Annotated in this window: 13 protein-coding genes and 1 tRNA gene; 4 read left to right on the top strand and 10 right to left on the bottom strand. The window is 47.9% G+C overall.

Features of this window, described 5'->3' with window-relative positions:
• Positions 1-42: 42 nt before the first annotated feature.
• The 4 genes from HII27_RS10835 to HII27_RS10820 form a co-directional block, all read right to left on the bottom strand.
• Positions 43-384, bottom strand: coding sequence for a DUF5347 domain-containing protein (locus HII27_RS10835; RefSeq protein ID WP_185667915.1), 342 nt, complete (start codon positions 382-384; stop codon positions 43-45).
• A 162-nt stretch (positions 385-546) separates the two neighbouring features.
• Positions 547-792 (bottom strand): phage filamentation protein Fil family protein, encoded by a 246-nt coding sequence (locus HII27_RS27135; RefSeq protein WP_223883196.1) that lies wholly within the window; start codon positions 790-792, stop codon positions 547-549.
• A gap of 7 nt (positions 793-799) precedes the next feature.
• Positions 800-1,309: a phage regulatory CII family protein gene (locus tag HII27_RS10825; protein WP_185667914.1), complete on the bottom strand. Its 510-nt coding sequence runs from the start codon at positions 1,307-1,309 to the stop codon at positions 800-802.
• A gap of 34 nt (positions 1,310-1,343) precedes the next feature.
• Positions 1,344-1,580, bottom strand: a complete 237-nt coding sequence (locus tag HII27_RS10820) for a regulator (RefSeq protein ID WP_185667913.1) — start codon at positions 1,578-1,580, stop codon at positions 1,344-1,346.
• Positions 1,581-1,680: 100 nt separating this feature from the next.
• Between HII27_RS10820 and HII27_RS10815 the strand changes: the two genes are divergently transcribed.
• From HII27_RS10815 to HII27_RS10800, 4 genes are all read left to right on the top strand, one after another.
• Positions 1,681-2,304 carry a phage repressor protein CI gene (locus HII27_RS10815; RefSeq protein WP_317983848.1) on the top strand — a complete coding sequence of 208 codons (624 nt, stop codon included), beginning with the start codon at positions 1,681-1,683 and terminating at the stop codon, positions 2,302-2,304.
• Positions 2,305-2,315: 11 nt separating this feature from the next.
• Positions 2,316-3,209, top strand: coding sequence for a BRCT domain-containing protein (locus HII27_RS10810; RefSeq protein WP_185667911.1), 894 nt, complete (start codon positions 2,316-2,318; stop codon positions 3,207-3,209).
• A 3-nt stretch (positions 3,210-3,212) separates the two neighbouring features.
• Complete coding sequence (locus tag HII27_RS10805) at positions 3,213-4,298, top strand: phage integrase (RefSeq protein ID WP_185667910.1); 1,086 nt, start codon at positions 3,213-3,215, stop codon at positions 4,296-4,298.
• 15 nt (positions 4,299-4,313) lie between these two features.
• Positions 4,314-4,384: transfer RNA gene (locus HII27_RS10800), tRNA-Met, on the top strand.
• 270 nt (positions 4,385-4,654) lie between these two features.
• Here the strand turns inward: HII27_RS10800 and HII27_RS10795 are convergent.
• The 6 genes from HII27_RS10795 to HII27_RS10770 are packed head-to-tail and all read right to left on the bottom strand — an operon-like array spanning position 4,655 to position 15,621.
• The gene (locus HII27_RS10795) at positions 4,655-5,272 is read right to left on the bottom strand and encodes a hypothetical protein (RefSeq protein WP_185667909.1); all 618 of its coding nucleotides are present in this window, start codon (positions 5,270-5,272) and stop codon (positions 4,655-4,657) included.
• Between the two features lie 21 nt (positions 5,273-5,293).
• Entirely contained in the window at positions 5,294-6,652 is a 1,359-nt protein-coding gene (locus tag HII27_RS10790; RefSeq protein WP_185667908.1) for an McrC family protein, read from the bottom strand.
• A complete protein-coding gene (locus HII27_RS10785; protein ID WP_185667907.1) occupies positions 6,649-8,631 on the bottom strand; it encodes an AAA family ATPase in 1,983 nt (660 codons plus the stop codon). The genes HII27_RS10790 and HII27_RS10785 overlap by 4 nt, the downstream gene beginning before the upstream one ends.
• 29 nt (positions 8,632-8,660) lie before the next feature.
• Positions 8,661-11,909 carry a type I restriction endonuclease subunit R gene (locus tag HII27_RS10780; RefSeq protein WP_185667906.1) on the bottom strand — a complete coding sequence of 1,083 codons (3,249 nt, stop codon included), beginning with the start codon at positions 11,907-11,909 and terminating at the stop codon, positions 8,661-8,663.
• Positions 11,906-13,261 (bottom strand): restriction endonuclease subunit S, encoded by a 1,356-nt coding sequence (locus tag HII27_RS10775; protein ID WP_185667905.1) that lies wholly within the window; start codon positions 13,259-13,261, stop codon positions 11,906-11,908. The genes HII27_RS10780 and HII27_RS10775 overlap by 4 nt, the downstream gene beginning before the upstream one ends.
• Entirely contained in the window at positions 13,261-15,621 is a 2,361-nt protein-coding gene (locus HII27_RS10770) for a type I restriction-modification system subunit M (RefSeq protein ID WP_185667904.1), read from the bottom strand. Before HII27_RS10770 ends, HII27_RS10775 begins: the two co-directional genes overlap by 1 nt.
• Positions 15,622-15,799 lie beyond the last annotated feature (178 nt).

The raw sequence follows: 15,799 nt of genomic DNA, 5'->3' as shown, positions 1-15,799 counted from the left end.
AGGAATACCCGGCGGGTTTACGCCTTTAATTTCTGTGGTTGGTTAATTCGGCATGGCTAGCCGAGTTGGAAATAAGCTCACCACTGTACGGAAATGGTTCATTGCTTTAATCAGCTCCCGCTTTTCGTCAGTCGTCAGCTCACTAACATTGACGCTATGACGTTCCGCCGGAATTTTTGCCATAAAGAATATTGCGGCTAGTGCGCGTTTATTCTGCTCATGGTTAATATCCCGTTGGTCCCGCATATCGCTAATAAAGCGCCCTAGTTCTGAATCAGTATTTAAGCCAAACACTTTCGCCCTTAATTCCGCGATGTGGTTTAACCCATTAAGGCGGAGGCCAGCACTTAGCGGAACAGTCGCAGCATCACCGTCAATAGCCATAACCCACTCCCTAACATCACAGATTGATAGGCTGGTGATAAGCATCAAGAGGTGACGCGCTTTTACGTATTACCTCTTTAACCTGCTCACCCCGAAAAAAAGTCCCATCCTTTAACGTAAAAAAATAACTTCCGTCACCTGCTATGGACGGGTAACAGCAAATCAGTTCTTCCTCATGAATCTCATAGCGTTCGCCTTTATGGCTGAACTGATAAAACACCCCAACCGAACCACTCCCCATTTTGGCGCCTCAGTTTTTGTGGTAGACAGGCCAGCCAGCAGCGCATCCTGCGAGCGGCATGGATGCCAGCGCTTGCCATCCGTTCCAGAGATCCAGCCGTGACCGTAGTGCGGGGCCGGGCTTTGCTTAACGAGCAGCGATGCAAAAGATGGCTCTTTAGTCAGCATAAGCACCTCACAGCAGGCCGAACGACGCGCCAAGGCCCGTCACTGTATCAACAGCACTAGCCATAGCCGGGCTGGACTGCAGGCGCGCCTGCATCGATACCGCGGTTAATGCCATCAGGCGAGTAACAGAGTTGATACTGTCGATAATCTGGCGGCGTCCTGCAGTCGTCAGTGGCTCACCGGAAACAGCACCGGCAGCGACGTGCCCAATCTCAGCCGTTGCTTTAAGGACGTACTGCGGCATTTTCTCTTTTGCCACTTCATTCAGCGGCACGCACGGCAGGCAATGGATTTGTGCCAGGAAACCATCAACCAGCGTGGAATCCTCAGTGATATCGGTTAGCAGCCAGATTTCCGGCGGCGTCAGTTGGTGCGTCTGGTCTGGGTTCAGCTTGTTGCGCAGAGTCTGGACGTTCATTCCGGCGCTAGCTGCCAGCTTCGCCATATTGTGGCGCAGCGCGAAAGCGCGGCAGGCTTCGTCAAAGTGAGGATGTTTGGAAATCTTATAATCAAACATGTTAAGTGCCTCTCTATATCCCAAAATGGAACTATCAGGCTCGCATTGCGATTTCACAGCCTTGAGCTGCTTCCATCGTCAACGCGAACATGTTTACTTCGACCAGGCTGTTTACCCCTTCTTTTTTACGAATAGGTAAACGCCCTTCGCGGACCATCTGGCGGGCATAGCTAAGCTTGTAGCCGGTGCGACGACAGAACTCATCCAGTGTGATGAATGGCTCAGACACCACAAGATTGATGCTGGGGCGCATTGAAAAGTTACGATTCATGATGCACTATTCCTCAGTTTGAGCGACGAACTCACTATTCGTCACTGTTTCACACTATTCACAACATCTTGAATCGAGATATTAGGATCACCAAATGAACGTGTCAACCACAAACTTAACGAAAAAAGATGACATCAGCTTGATTCGAGATTTCATATTTCAGAATAGAGGTGGTAAAGAGGTAATAGGGCGCATCCTTGATGCCTATGGATTTACGACCAGAATTTCCCTTTGTAATCAATTAGGTGTATCTCAGAGCACCATGGCGAATAGGTATGCGCGCGACACATTTCCGGCTGATTGGGTCATAGTTTGCCATCTCGAAACGGGCGCATCGTTAATCTGGCTAAGTACGGGCACTGGCAATAAATTTGTGGATGGGCGCGATCACGAAACCGTGCATCTAAAACATATAGACATCACAAATGGGAACATTGTTACCCAAAAAGAAATTATCACTGATACGTCAACCATTCCTGACGGCTTAACATCACCATTCATTTTGACAGCTGATAAAACAACGTATCTAGCAGACAGCTATGAAGGTGAGCTGGTAGACGGTTTCTGGTTTATTGAAATTGATGGAATCGCTAGTGTACGAGAGCTTTACCGCTTCCCAGGAGGCCGTATACGCGTAGAGAACGGCAAAGCATCATTTGAATGCTCTGTATCTGAAATCAAGGTTCTCGGGAAAGTCATCAGCAAAACTGAGTTTATGGAATAAGGAGATTTAAAATGAGTCAGTTCAGCGCATTAAATTATTCACATAATAGAGATAAGGCTATTGCAAACCTTATCAATATTATCGAAGGCATGACCTGCGACGGAAAAGTCAGCGAAAAGGAAATGATTTTTCTTGATACATGGTTATTAGAATCGGAAATAATTTCGCAAAACTATTATGTGGGTTGCATTAGAGATAGGATTGCAGACATTCTTTCTGATGGCATCGTAGAACAAAACGAACTAGATGATTTAAAAGAATTGTTACTTGAGATGCAACGCGGCCTGATTGACACGCCAAATATTGACCTTTATTCCGTTGATTCAGACAAGCATCTACTGGAAGGATTATGCAAAGGAATGGCTTCTGATTATCATCTGAGCAATGATGAAATCAGATATCTTAATTGGTTCCTCTCCAATAATGCCAGCCTTAAAAATAACTATCCCGGCAAACATTTATATGAATTAGTCAAAGAGATTCTCAGTGATGGGGTCATAACTGAGGACGAACGTATTGCATTGTTGCAGGAGATCACTGCTTTCACAGGTTCTAACATTTCCGAGGGGATAGTAGACGGGTACTCCACAACATCACCAGTAGACCTGATCGAGAAGTTCAACCCAGAAAGCAGCAAGGTATGCCTCACCGGGAAGTTCTTATGTGGCTCCCGTCGCCAATGTGAAACCGACCTAATTAAACTTGGGTGTAAAATATCCGATCGCGTAACCCAAGATTTGGATTACCTCATCATAGGAGCACTTAGCTCTAAAGATTGGAAATTCCAAAGTTTTGGCAGAAAAATTGAGCAGGCCATTGACTACCGAGATAATAAAGGTGCTCCTCTTAAAATCCTCAGTGAGGAACATTGGCAAAGCCTAATGCGCTCAACAAACCAAGGTTAAGTTATGGCTGTCAGCAAATTAAGCAACGGAAAATGGCAGGCGCAGTTTTTCCCCAATGGACGCGACGGTAAACGCATACGCCGCCAGTTCGCAACCAAAGGGGAAGCCCTTGCTTATGAGCGCCATTACAAAGAACAGGTACAGGATAAGCCCTGGTTAGGAGAGAAAGCAGATAAGCGGCGGGTTATCGATCTTGTCCAGACCTGGTATGACTCTCACGGCGTTACCCTAGCTGACGGTCTAAAGCGAAAAGGTGCAATGGAATTTGCCTGCTTAGCCATGGGCAACCCGCTGGCAACTGAGTTCAACGCAAAACTATTCGCCACCTACCGTCAACAGCGCCTAAGCGGGAAAATCACACGCTCAGACAGAGTTAAGGCTGTAACCCCTCGCACGGTTAACCTGGAACTAGCCTACTTCCGGGCCATGTTTAACGAACTTAAACGCCTTGATGACTGGAATGCTCCCAACCCGCTAGATAACGTCCGTGAGTTTAAAATAGATGAGGCCGAGCTGGCCTGGCTGACAGTGGAAGAAGCAACCCGGCTTTTGGAAGAATGCGAGAAAAGCCGGGCTGGTGATTTATTGATGGTTGTTAAAATTTGCCTGGCGACCGGCGCACGCTGGGGTGAGGCTGAATCTCTGACCGGCAAACAAATCAGCCCCGGGAAAATTACCTACATTAAAACTAAAGGCAAAAAGAACCGGGCCGTTCCAATTAGTGATGAGCTTTTTGAAGAACTCCCCAAAAACCGAACTTCAAAACCTTTGTTCACTGGCTGTTATTCTGCGTTTCGTGGCGCCATTAAGCGTGCAGGCATTGAGCTGCCAGACGGTCAACTCTCCCACGTTCTACGGCATACTTTTGCCAGCCACTTTATGATGCGCGGGGGGAATATTCTGGTGCTGCAGCGCATCCTCGGTCACACGGATATTAAGGTCACAATGCGCTATGCTCACTTCGCGCCGGACCACTTAACCGAGGCTGTAAGCCTTAACCCGTTAAACCTGATTAATGGCAGCAAAGTGGCAGCAGAGCTAAGCACTATGCAACGCTTTTCGACAATATACGAATTACTATGCGCCTGATTTTTATGTAATTTATTGATTTTATTGGTTATTAATTCGGACTCATAATCGCTTGGTCGTTGGTTCAAACCCAACAGGGGCCACCAGATAAAATAAGGAGTTAGGCGAGAATTCGTCTAACTCCTTTTTGTTTGCGTCGAAATGGGGTCAGGTAGCGCGAACATTCATGCTCTGCTGCAACGACTCGTCAGCGAAGAAACCCCAAACTTGAGAGTAAAACGATCAGTCTTTGCTATCACATCTTGAGGTTGCCCGACATAACTTACTGGTGGCTGAAAACGGATTGGGATCAGTTTTGAGGATAGCGACCAACTGCCTACACAAACGTTGAGCCTATATAAAGCGTTAAAGTAGAATTAACGCTCCTTACTCTTTAAACAAGAATGTCTTTTCACGATGCTAAGCCTTGTTGCTTTGATGGCCGCTTGCTCAAGTTCACCGAGGTTTACTGAGCAAATTTTAAAGTAATCATTGCCAGTGAATGGCTCAGAATGAGAATAGCTGCGCTCATTATTCACCGAAGCGCAACTAGCTGAATGCAGGCAAGTTGAATTTGTAGGATCCAGTCCATGGCTTACCTCACTCCTTTTTAGCAAATTTAAAACATAGCCTTCAGGGTTTGAATTAAGCCAGTCTTTATATTGCGCTTCGCTGTTAGAAAGCTCCTCGCTGTGAAATCGTACAATGGAAGCATGTTGTCCAGTAATATATTTCATTGCAGCTAGCAAATAGGAGGCTTTGAAAGTTACATCCTGGTAGTCTTTCGCTAACAAGCTTTCGATTTCTTCAAATCTCTCAACAAATGCGGCAACTTCTTTAGGATCGATACGGCTGATATTATCTTTTCCATTTCGAACAAACAGTTTTGCCTCTTCAGCATAAAGTGTAAAAGGTACATTCCTTGACCCTGTGAACAGCTCAACAGGTTGGGAAAAAGATTCCAACAGTAAATGGTAGAAATCCTTATAGGCCATTATTACTCCTCCCTCATCTCTCTAACCCACAAGTAATTCGTGGCTACTTTGTTGTTCGTCATAAACTTTTGAAGGATCATCACCGGGGAAACAACGGAACGAATCCTGCCACTCACCTTTTACCAACTCGGCAGATTCAAGGTCAAAGGGCACACACCATAGAGATAAATCTTCGTCGAAACGGAACACCGGCAATGGTGTAGCAAAGTACTGATGACGCGGATAAATCAGCATCATATTGCCTTGCCCATGAAGGTACTTTTGCCCATAGGCGAACATCTGATACAGGTCAGCCTGGCTTATTTCATACTTCTTCAGACTGTCACCGGCTCTGCTATCTAATAGCTTCCACTTGGAATCCAGAACCACCGTCTGCTCACCGTTGATAAGAAAGTCCGGTTTAAGCATAAACCATCGTTGAGATGACTCTTCACCAACAGGGACATGCTCTAACAAGTACTGGCTCTTAGTCTGTTCTATAAGTTTGTAATCATGATACAACGCTCCAGCCAGGCCGTATCCTACCCAGCCTTCATATAACCTCTCCATCGGGAACAACAGGGAAATACCCTGATGAGGGCCATGTTGAAAATCTGGATTCATCTGCTCAAGAATGAGCTGGCACCACGGCTTTATGGCACGATAGCCGAGGAGATACTTGCCGTCACTCCATTGCCTCAAGGATTGTGTTGTACTGCCACAAATAGGCTCTATTCCATCCAGTTGGTGGCTAAGTGAATTTGCTTGTCTCCAGCTCTGCCCTTGCCTGGTCATTTTAAGCGCCCAAACCAAAGCCGTCCGTAACAGACGGTTTTCGATACGCTGAGGAGAGAACTCCGCATAGCGCACATGAAACTGAGTGCCTCTGCCCGGGGGCATTCTCATTTGCGCAGTGACATTCAATTGACCGCGGATGAACGCGCTATGTTCGTCTTCGATGAGGTGATAATCGAAACGCAGTCCTTTGCGTACTAAATCAGCAAGATGTCGCAAAAACTCACTGATTATCCATTCATGTAGAGGCTGCTCACTACGTTGCAAGGCTGCCTGGTCCGCCTCACGGGGCGTAATTCCTAAAGAGGCACTTAGCATTCGGCGTAAAAGCTGACGTAGAGGGTCTACCTCCGTTGGCGCTTCAAATGTGGTTTTTGGCAGAATTTCAATTGACTCGCCATTCGGGGATTGTAGATAACCGACATAGCTTCCCAAACGCAAAAACCGCTTCCCTTCTCGGCTGAGAATTTGAGAGGTCCCACTCCACGTTTGTTGCAATTGCTCAAGCCAGGAAAAGGTTGCCTCAGAGACAATTCCCAAATCCATACTGACTGGTTGAGAGTTATCACAGGTAAGCAGAGCATATTCCCGGACCTGGATCATCATGCGACAATACCCTGATAAGCTTCTGCCGACGCGAAAGCATCTTCATTGATACGGAAGCGCCTGTCAGACAAACTATCCGCAATAGCTTTCGGGAATAGTGCAGAAAATGCCGGTAGTTGAGCTGACTGCTGCAATAAAATAAAACGGTTTTCTTTCGCTTTCACCGAATCATTCAACACCCAACCAATGCGTTCATAATCATCAAAGAAATACTCTCTTAGCAATGGAATGATTTTGTCCTGGAAGATGCTGGCAAGACAGGCTTCGCGGTCGGCATTATTTTCTAATTTTTTTAGCGGCATAAAGTAAGCATGGCCAATCATATGCTCACTATCCAGCAGCGCTTCGATACGCTGATTAATACGCGTTAACAACGTTTCGACATCAACACCGAACGCAGTGACCCCAGCTAGCAGCTCCGGTCGTGCGGGCATTTCGGTAAAGCTAAAGCGTCGTCTTAGCGCCAGGTCCATTTGGATAAGTGATTTATCCGCAGTATTCATCGTCCCAATGACATAAACATTTTGCGGTACTGAGAATGCTTGCTTTGAATAGGGAAGCATCAGCGACCACTCATCATCGGCCCCTTGACGTTTGTCCGACTCAAGAAGAGTAATAAGCTCACCAAAGATACGCGCTATATTACCGCGGTTGATTTCATCTATTATCAGTACATGTGGTAGATCCTGACTATCGACATTCTCAACAGGAGCCAGCAACTGGGTTAATTTTTCACGGTCAATCGTCGTATCCTGCAACTCATAAAGGGTCATCTGAGATAGTGACTTGATGAAAATTTGCTCTTTAGGAAGACTTGGGGTGTATGTCCTTAGCCATTTAACTGAACGCATTTGATGGTAATACTCACGTTCATCATTGGGTAAATAACTATACTCACCTGTAATCTCAGCTATTGCACGGAACTTATGATTTCCATCAGAGACGACGACTAAGTCGCCATTCTTAATAATATTTTTAAAGGTATTCACGGCAACAGCCATATAATTACTGGTGCCTTCCAATGACTGTTTTTCTGATGCAATCCGAGCTTTAACTGACTCATAGGTAGAGCAGTTACTAAAATCGATATCTTCTCCCCAACCTAGCAGGACATAATTGTTTGCCAGGCAGTCCTCATACACATCCTCTTCTCCGCCCATGGTATTACCCAGAGACATCTTCCAGATCCGCCGACCTTTGAGTGAGATAGATTGTGTTGCACTCCCCTGAACTTTAACCCTGGCATTCAGGCACAGCTGTTTAAAAATACCATCCACAACTTCGTAGCGAAGCGCACCCGATTTTTCATCAGTAGTTGCGCGAATCCCTTCGATAAAATCTTCATAGGAGAAGCTCTGGTGGAAGGTGGTAAACATAATGCGCTGCTTTTCTACCAACGTCTTATAGCGCTCTTTTACCAACTCCCGTAAGTCATTGCCATGATGTTCCCACGTAGCCTGTTGGTACCACGCATTATCGGCAATTTTGACCGCCATTTCGGTGGTACTGTAGGTTTTACCCGTGCCTGGTGGCCCAAAGAGAATCTGGTTTAAGGGATACATTGGCGATTGTTCCTTGTTTTGGTTATCTCTTTTTATTTCGGGTTGGGTGGTAAAAGATGGTTGGCCGCCCAGCAAAGCCACCAGCGCCTGTAACGCTTCAACGGATTCAACATCTGCCGCAAAACCATATTGGGACGTACCATTATCTTTCGGGTAACGGCGGTAGCTGGTGCTTTTTACTTTTTCCCAAAGGCAGTGGATACCCTCGATGCGATCAATTTCCGTCTTTAGGGCATAAGTTTCTGGTGCAAGAACCAATGGGCTCTTTTTGACCACGCCGTCCTGGCTACGTTTGACGTACAGATACTTTCCATTCCCGAGTGCATGCTCGGACGCATAGCTTGGCTCGAAGTTTCCAGCCTCAAGCCGGTACCCCAATTCATTCAACGCCTGGTATATCTCGAGCGAATTCAGCATTTCTTACACCACTCCTTGATGAAAAAGCGTTAAGCCCCTTTCAACATATCAAACACCACGCGGGCAAAACCTTTCGCCAGTTCAGGGTTAGAGAGGTATTGCACCATCATCTCCTGCTGGGCGTCGTTGCTGTCCATCACGGCATCATCAATGGCTTTCGGGAAATCGCCCAGCATCGCCTGTTCGCGCGTATTGTTGGCAATCTGGGTCATCACCGCCTGGTTTTCTGACAGCTTATCGCGCACCGCAAAGGCATAATTAATCATGTCTTTATCGGTGAGATTATCGGTGACGAACAGCTCGTTCAGGCGCGCCAGAATATTTGACAGAAACTCTTCTTTCTTGTCCTTCGGCTTCGCTGTGCCGACATCATTCCCCGGTTTGATTTTGTATTCCGCCGCATCTTTCTGCAGCTTCAGGTGCTGTTCGTGAAGCTTCGACAGGCGATAATGGCTCATCTCGACGTTGCTTAAATCAATCTCATCTTCTTCGATGCGCTGTTCGTGCAGCAACGGGCGCAGATGGCGGGCAAACAGGCTCAGCTTTTCCAGATTCTTGTCATCGTAATCGACGATTTGCGACATAAACTCGTAAAAACGGACAAAGCTACCGAGATCTTTTTTGAAGATATCCAGCTTACTTTTTTCTTTCTCGCACTCTTTAAAGGTGTTTTCCGCATTGGTGATCAACACAATATCGCCGGTCTTTTTGGTACGTTCAAACATCTCCTTGGCGAGGACATACGCATCAATCGCTGAGGTGTAGCGATTTTTCCAGCGCTGCACCGCAGGTTTGCAGATATTACTAATGGCCGCATTGGATTTGTTTTTGCTGAAGAAAGCCTCGCAGAACTGCTCCACTTCGTTCCACAGGAAAATGCCGCTGGTGCGCAGCTTTTCAAACAGTTCAAAGACGAGCTGCGGATCGCTGACATCCGTCAGTTCCGCTGTCTGGTAGTACGGCTGGAAAGCACCCAGAATCTCATCGGGCTCGTTGTAGAAATCAAATACAAACGTTCCGGATTGCGCCTTCCCAGGATAAGTACGATTCAGGCGCGACAGGGTCTGTACGCACTCCACGCCGCCCAGCTTTTTATCCACATACATGGCGCACAGTTTGGGCTGGTCAAAACCGGTCTGGAATTTGTTGGCCACCAGCATCACCTGGTAGTCGTCGGTATCAAACGCTTTGCGCATATCCCGGCCCTTCAGGCCAGGGTTCATATTGATCTCGGTGAACTTCTGGTGAAGCAGCGCAAGGCTGTTGTGGTCATCTTCGTTGAATTCCACTTCCCCGGAGAACGCCACCATAGCGCTTATCTTGTCGTACTTTTGCTCGGCGATGTATTTATCGAACGCCAGCTTGTAGCGCACCGCCGCCTTACGCGAACTGGTCACCACCATCGCTTTTGCCTGGCCGGCCAGTAAGTGCATCACATGCTTACGGAAGTGCTCAACAATCACCTTCACTTTCTGCGACACGTTATGGTCGTGCAGCGACACCCACTGGTTCAGTTTGATCTTTGCTTTCTTGCTGTCCACTTCCCGGTCAGGATCGTCCAGCTTTTGCAGCAACTTATACGCCACCTTGTAGTTGGTGTAGTTCTTCAGCACATCAAGAATAAAGCCCTCTTCGATGGCCTGCCGCATGGAGTAAACGTGGAACGCTTCCGGTTTGTTCGTTTTCGAGGCCGGTTCCTGCGGATTAGGACGACGACCAAACAGCTCCAGGGTTTTGGCTTTCGGCGTGGCGGTAAAGGCGTAATAGTTGAGGTTGTTGCTGCCTTTACGCGCGGCGACGGTAGCATCCAGAATATCTTCTGAAGACATCTCCACATCGTCATCCGCCTCTTCCGTCATCAGCACTTCTTTCAGCTGTCGCGCCGTAGAGCCGCTCTGCGAGGAGTGCGCTTCATCGGCAATCACCGCGTATTTTCGCTGCTTGAGGCTGACGTTGCTCTCTATCGTCTTAAGAACAAACGGGAAGGTCTGAATGGTGACGATGATAATCGGCTGCGCGTTTAAAAGCGCATTCCCCAGCTTCTCCGATTTAGAACCGTCGCCCTCTTTGTTATTGATACGCCCGACCACGCCATCCTGGTGTTCAAACTGGTAGATGGTGTCCTGCAGCTGATCGTCAAGCACGGTGCGGTCCGTCACCACAATCACCGAGTGGAACTGCTTCTCGCCATTTTCATCGTACAGGCGGGAAAGCTGGTGGGCCGTCCAGGCGATAGAGTTGGATTTGCCCGACCCCGCACTGTGCTGAATCAGGTATTTATTGCCGGTGCCTTCTACCGTTGCGGCGGTGATCAGTTTGTTCACCACATCCCACTGGTGATAGCGCGGGAAAATCAGGCTCTCGCTTTTGTACTTCAGGCCAATGGCATTTTCTTTTTCGACGATTTGAAGATGTACGAAACTCGCGAGAATTTTCAGCAGATTGTCCGGCAGCAGCACCTCATTCCACAGATAGCTGGTGGCGTAGTCATTGGCATCTTCCGGGATATCATTCCCCGCGCCGCCGTCATGGGTGCCTTTGTTAAACGGCAGGAAGAAGGTTTTATCACCCTCAAGTTTGGTCGCCATAAACACTTCGTACTGGCTGACGGCAAAGTGCACCAGCGCGCCGCGTTTAAAGGTCAGCAGCGGCTCAGGTTTATTGGTGTCAGGATCTTTCGGCAAACGCGTTTTCTTATATTGCGTGATGGCGTTTTGTACCGTCTGCTTAAATTCAGACTTCAGTTCGAGGGTCGCTATCGGCAGGCCATTGACGAACAACACCAGGTCGATACGCCATTTCTTCGCCTTAACGCCGGTTTCTTCAAAGGCGGCGTTCGACGCATGCGGGCTGTAAACCAGCTCCGGCACGATGCGGCAGATATTCTGCTGGTAGCGCGTCAGGGTTTCCGGGTTGAGGTTATGTTCCGGCTTAAACTGGCACAGGGAAAAACGCGCGTTATGGCTTTTGATACCATGACGCAGCACGCCAAGCGTACCGTAAGTCCGCGAAAGCATATCAGTGGCGTTGATATCCGCTTTTTTCAGTTGAGCCACCAGCGCATCGAGGAAATGACGCTCGGTATCGGTAGGGTAAATTTTGGCAAACTTCTCCCATTCCTGCGGCTGTGTGGTTTGCACAAAGGTCAGTGCATCCTGCGAGTACAGCGCACGTTCGCGATCGTAGCCGCCGGTTTGACCACAAATCCAGCCTTTTGCTTCCATCTGAGCAATCATCTCATTCTGGAAGATCAGCTCTTTGGTGCTGTCCATGCTCATGCGGTGGCCTCCTGTGACTCCTCAACGTCCTGCTTATCGGGGGCAACCCAATCGCGGACGTCGATTTTTCCGGTAACGGCGGCGGAGATAAGGGCAGTGCGGCGTTCCTGGAGAATGGTTATTGCGGTCATAGCATTGTCGGTAACCACATCATATTTTTTTGTAATACTATTTAAAGCATCAACAATTTCCTGCTGTTCATTTTTTGGTGGCAAAGCCAACCATATCTTTATCAGACGAGTGAGCCCAAGATCATTATTCGTTGCACCTTGGGTATAAAGTTGAGATTGGGCGTAGCAAGATGTGCCATTTAAAGAATATGCTATGAAATCTGGAACAGCTTTGTCTTTTAATATTTTTAATACAGCTACGTGAACCCATACTTGAAATTTATCTTCAATATCAACAGTTCTAGCTATTCCCGTCGTCCCACCTTTTGTGTATAAAACGTCACCTATTTCAGGGATCACTCTTTTGGAAAACTCATTGTAATCCTTTTCAGTTATATATTTAGCATCATCTAATGACCACCCATTAACTTTTATATTTCTTGCAGAAATAAATAAAACTCCTGAATCAACATAGTTAGGAGAGAAATGAGGCCCATCTGATACTTGATAACAAACCTTTCCTAATTGTATTGGAACCCAATGCTCCGGCACTTCCCCCAACCACTCCACGCCAGAATCTTTCATCGGCACATCAGGGTTTAGCCCTTTGGTGACAGCATGGCTAATCACTGCCTGACGTTTTTCTTTCAGCAGTTCAATCAGTTGCCGTTGCTTCTCGATCAGGTTATCGATTTTTGCGGTTTCGTGATCCAAAAAATTAGCAACTTTTTCTGCTTCACTATGTAAAGGCGCAAGTAAAAATGAGTTTTTTATCAGCTCTTGGTTTAATATTTTTGCACCATAGATATTGGTTGATGCATTTTCAATAATAAATATCGGGAGTGCATAGTACAAATACGATAGAGGCAGTTGGGCTCGGTCCAAAAATGATGCGATAGCTTCATTTGTATAAAGATCACATCCTGCAAATGAAACTGCGCCAACCGATAGCTTAAAGCTATATAACAGAGAACCCCTAGGGGTGATATCCATTGATGCTTCTTTTGCAGCTTTATCAGAGATGCATTTTGCTGTAGATGAAATAAATTTATCTCTTAAGTCAGAAATATTGACCCATAGATTATCACCAATGAAGTTGGCATCATTCTTAGTTGGCGGAGTCCAACCAACCTGAAATGGAGCCAGATATTTTACTTTACTTATAGTCCAGCCCTTAGGAATAACCCCCAACCACTCAACCCCAGAATCCTTATACTCCGGATACGCCTTATACTTAGCCATCAGGAATGTACCTCCTGCAGCAGCTTCATAATCTCGGCGCTGACCGCATCCAGGTCGGCATCAATCTCTTCCAGCGGGCGCGGCGGCTGATAGACATAGAAATGGCGGTTAAACGGAATCTCGTAACCAACAATCCCCACATCACCATCTTTCGCATCGCGCTTATCAGCGTTGATCCACGCGTCATTCACGTGCGGTAGTACTTCTGTTTTGAAGTAGTTTTCAATCAGATCGCTGGTGGACACAGCCGGGTTCAGCGGCACGTTTTCGTTATCGCGCAGGTCACCGTCCTGTTCGAACTCGACCACTTTGCCTTTGTATTCAAATGCACCGTACAGCGGCTGAGCGGCTTCTTTCAGCACCTTCTTCACCACAGGTACGGCATCCGGGTTTTTCGTGGTGATGGCATCGATAAACTGCTTGTTCTCTTTCGCATCAAGCTTCACGCCAGCCGTTTTGATGGCCCCTTTCAGGGTCAACTGGAACTGGTTGAAGTCATTGCTCACCAGCGTTTTACCACCCGCCTGCACACCCAGAGCTGCCTGAATCTGCTGTGCCTTCTCCATTAACCCGCGCTGCGCCAGCCACAGTTTGCTGTCGAGCAGGTCTTTAATCTGCTTCTCTTTCAGCTCAACAAATTCAGCTTTGATGATGGCGCGCGCATCGGCTTCCAGTTCGAAGAAATCACCATAGGTCTCTTCCTGCCATTGGGCTTCGAACTCTTCATACAGACGTTCCATCGGTGCGTTAAACGGCTTCGGTGCAAAGCGCAGAGTCGCAATTGCCTCATCCGTCACCTGAGCAGATAAACGCAGCGGGCGTTCAATGGTCAGGCGGCGATAGCCAAAGTCGGTGCTGTTAAAGATTTTGCTGGCGAAGGTTTTCGGCGCTTCGGTTTTGGCGGTGGCAGGCTGGCGACCACGGTTGGATTTTTGTTCGGCGGCTTTCTCCAGACCAAGCTCTTCCAGTGTTGTGGCATCCACCACCTCAAAATCACCGAAGGTCTGCGTGATCAGCTTGATATCGTCTTCGCCCATCAGGTTACGCTTGGAACCCAGCGATTTACGCATTTTGCCGCACAGGTTAGTGCCATCGATCAGCTGTACTTTGCCTTTACGCTCAGGCGCTTTCTTGTTGGAGAGGATCCAGACGTAGGTGGCAATGCCGGTGTTGTAGAACATGTCTGTTGGCAGCGCGACGATGCCTTCCAGCAAATCGGCTTCCAGAATGTAGCGACGGATTTCACTCTCACCGCTGCCCGCACCACCGGTAAACAGTGGGGAACTGTTAAGGATAATCCCGATACGCCCGCCGTTGCTCACGGTGCCATCCACATTGTGGTTGTCGCGCATTTTGCTGATCAGGTGCATCAGGAACAGCAGCGAGCCGTCGGATACACGCGGCAGGCCCGGGCCAAAGCGACCGTTAAAGCCTTTCTGCGTATGTTCGTCGTTAATCTCGCCCTCAATCTTCTTCCAGTCCACACCAAACGGTGGGTTAGAGAGCATGTAGTCGAACTGATCCAGCGGCAGCTGGTCGTTAGAGAGGGTATTGCCCAGCTTAATACGGCTGACGTCCTGACCTTTGATCAGCATGTCGGCTTTACAGATAGCGTAGGATTCCGGGTTCAGCTCCTGACCAAAGGCGCGCATGACCGCGTTAGGGTTCAGCTCGTGCACGTATTCCATGCCTGAAGAGAGGAAGCCGCCGGTCCCGGCCGTCGGGTCATAAATGGTGCGGATAATACCAGGCTGCGTCAGGGCTTCATCATCTTCCATAAACACCAGCGAGGTAGTCAAACGCACAATATCACGTGGGGTGAAGTGCTCCCCGGCGGTCTCGTTAGAGCTTTCCGCGAAACGACGGATAAGCTCTTCAAACACCAGGCCCATCTCATAGTTGGAAATTGCTTTCGGACTGAGATCGGTGGTGGCGAATTTTTTCACCACTTTAAATAGCAGGTTGGCGTCTTCCAGCAGGCCGACGAACTCACTGAATTTGAAGTGTTCGAAGATTTCACGCGCATCGGGTGAGAACGACTGGACGTAGTTCTCCAGGTTGGCTTTGATGTCGTTCTGCCCCATCTTGCCCAGATCCATCTTCGAGGTGTTGAAGAAGGAAAGTGTGCTGGCGCGCAGCAGAAACTTCTCTTTGGCATCTTCCGGCAGTGAGCTGGTTTTTAACTCATCATATTTCGCCACCACCGCATCTTTGGTCTCCGCCAACACGCACTCAAGACGGCGCAGCAGTGTAAAGGGCAGGATCACACGCCCGTACTGAGACTGTTTAAAATCACCGCGCAGCAGATCGGCCACCGACCAGATAAACGCAGCCGTTTGAGAAAAGTTCGTGTTAGTCATGAAGCCCTCGGAAGAGATTGCAGCCCTAGAGCAAAATGCTCAGGCAAAATTCAATTTTGGAATGCAGTGCGCAAAATAATACCTGCTACGAAGACTATCGCAAACGATACAGGACAAAGAAATGAACGGTGGCCAGAATGAGCGTGTTACCCACGTCCTGCACTCATCAGTTACAGGT

The organism is Kluyvera sichuanensis (genome assembly GCF_014218705.1).
In the GTDB taxonomy this organism is placed as follows: Bacteria; Pseudomonadota; Gammaproteobacteria; order Enterobacterales; family Enterobacteriaceae; genus Kluyvera; species Kluyvera sichuanensis.
Note: the sequence above shows the minus strand (reverse complement) of the source record. Positions and strands in the feature narration are given on the sequence as shown.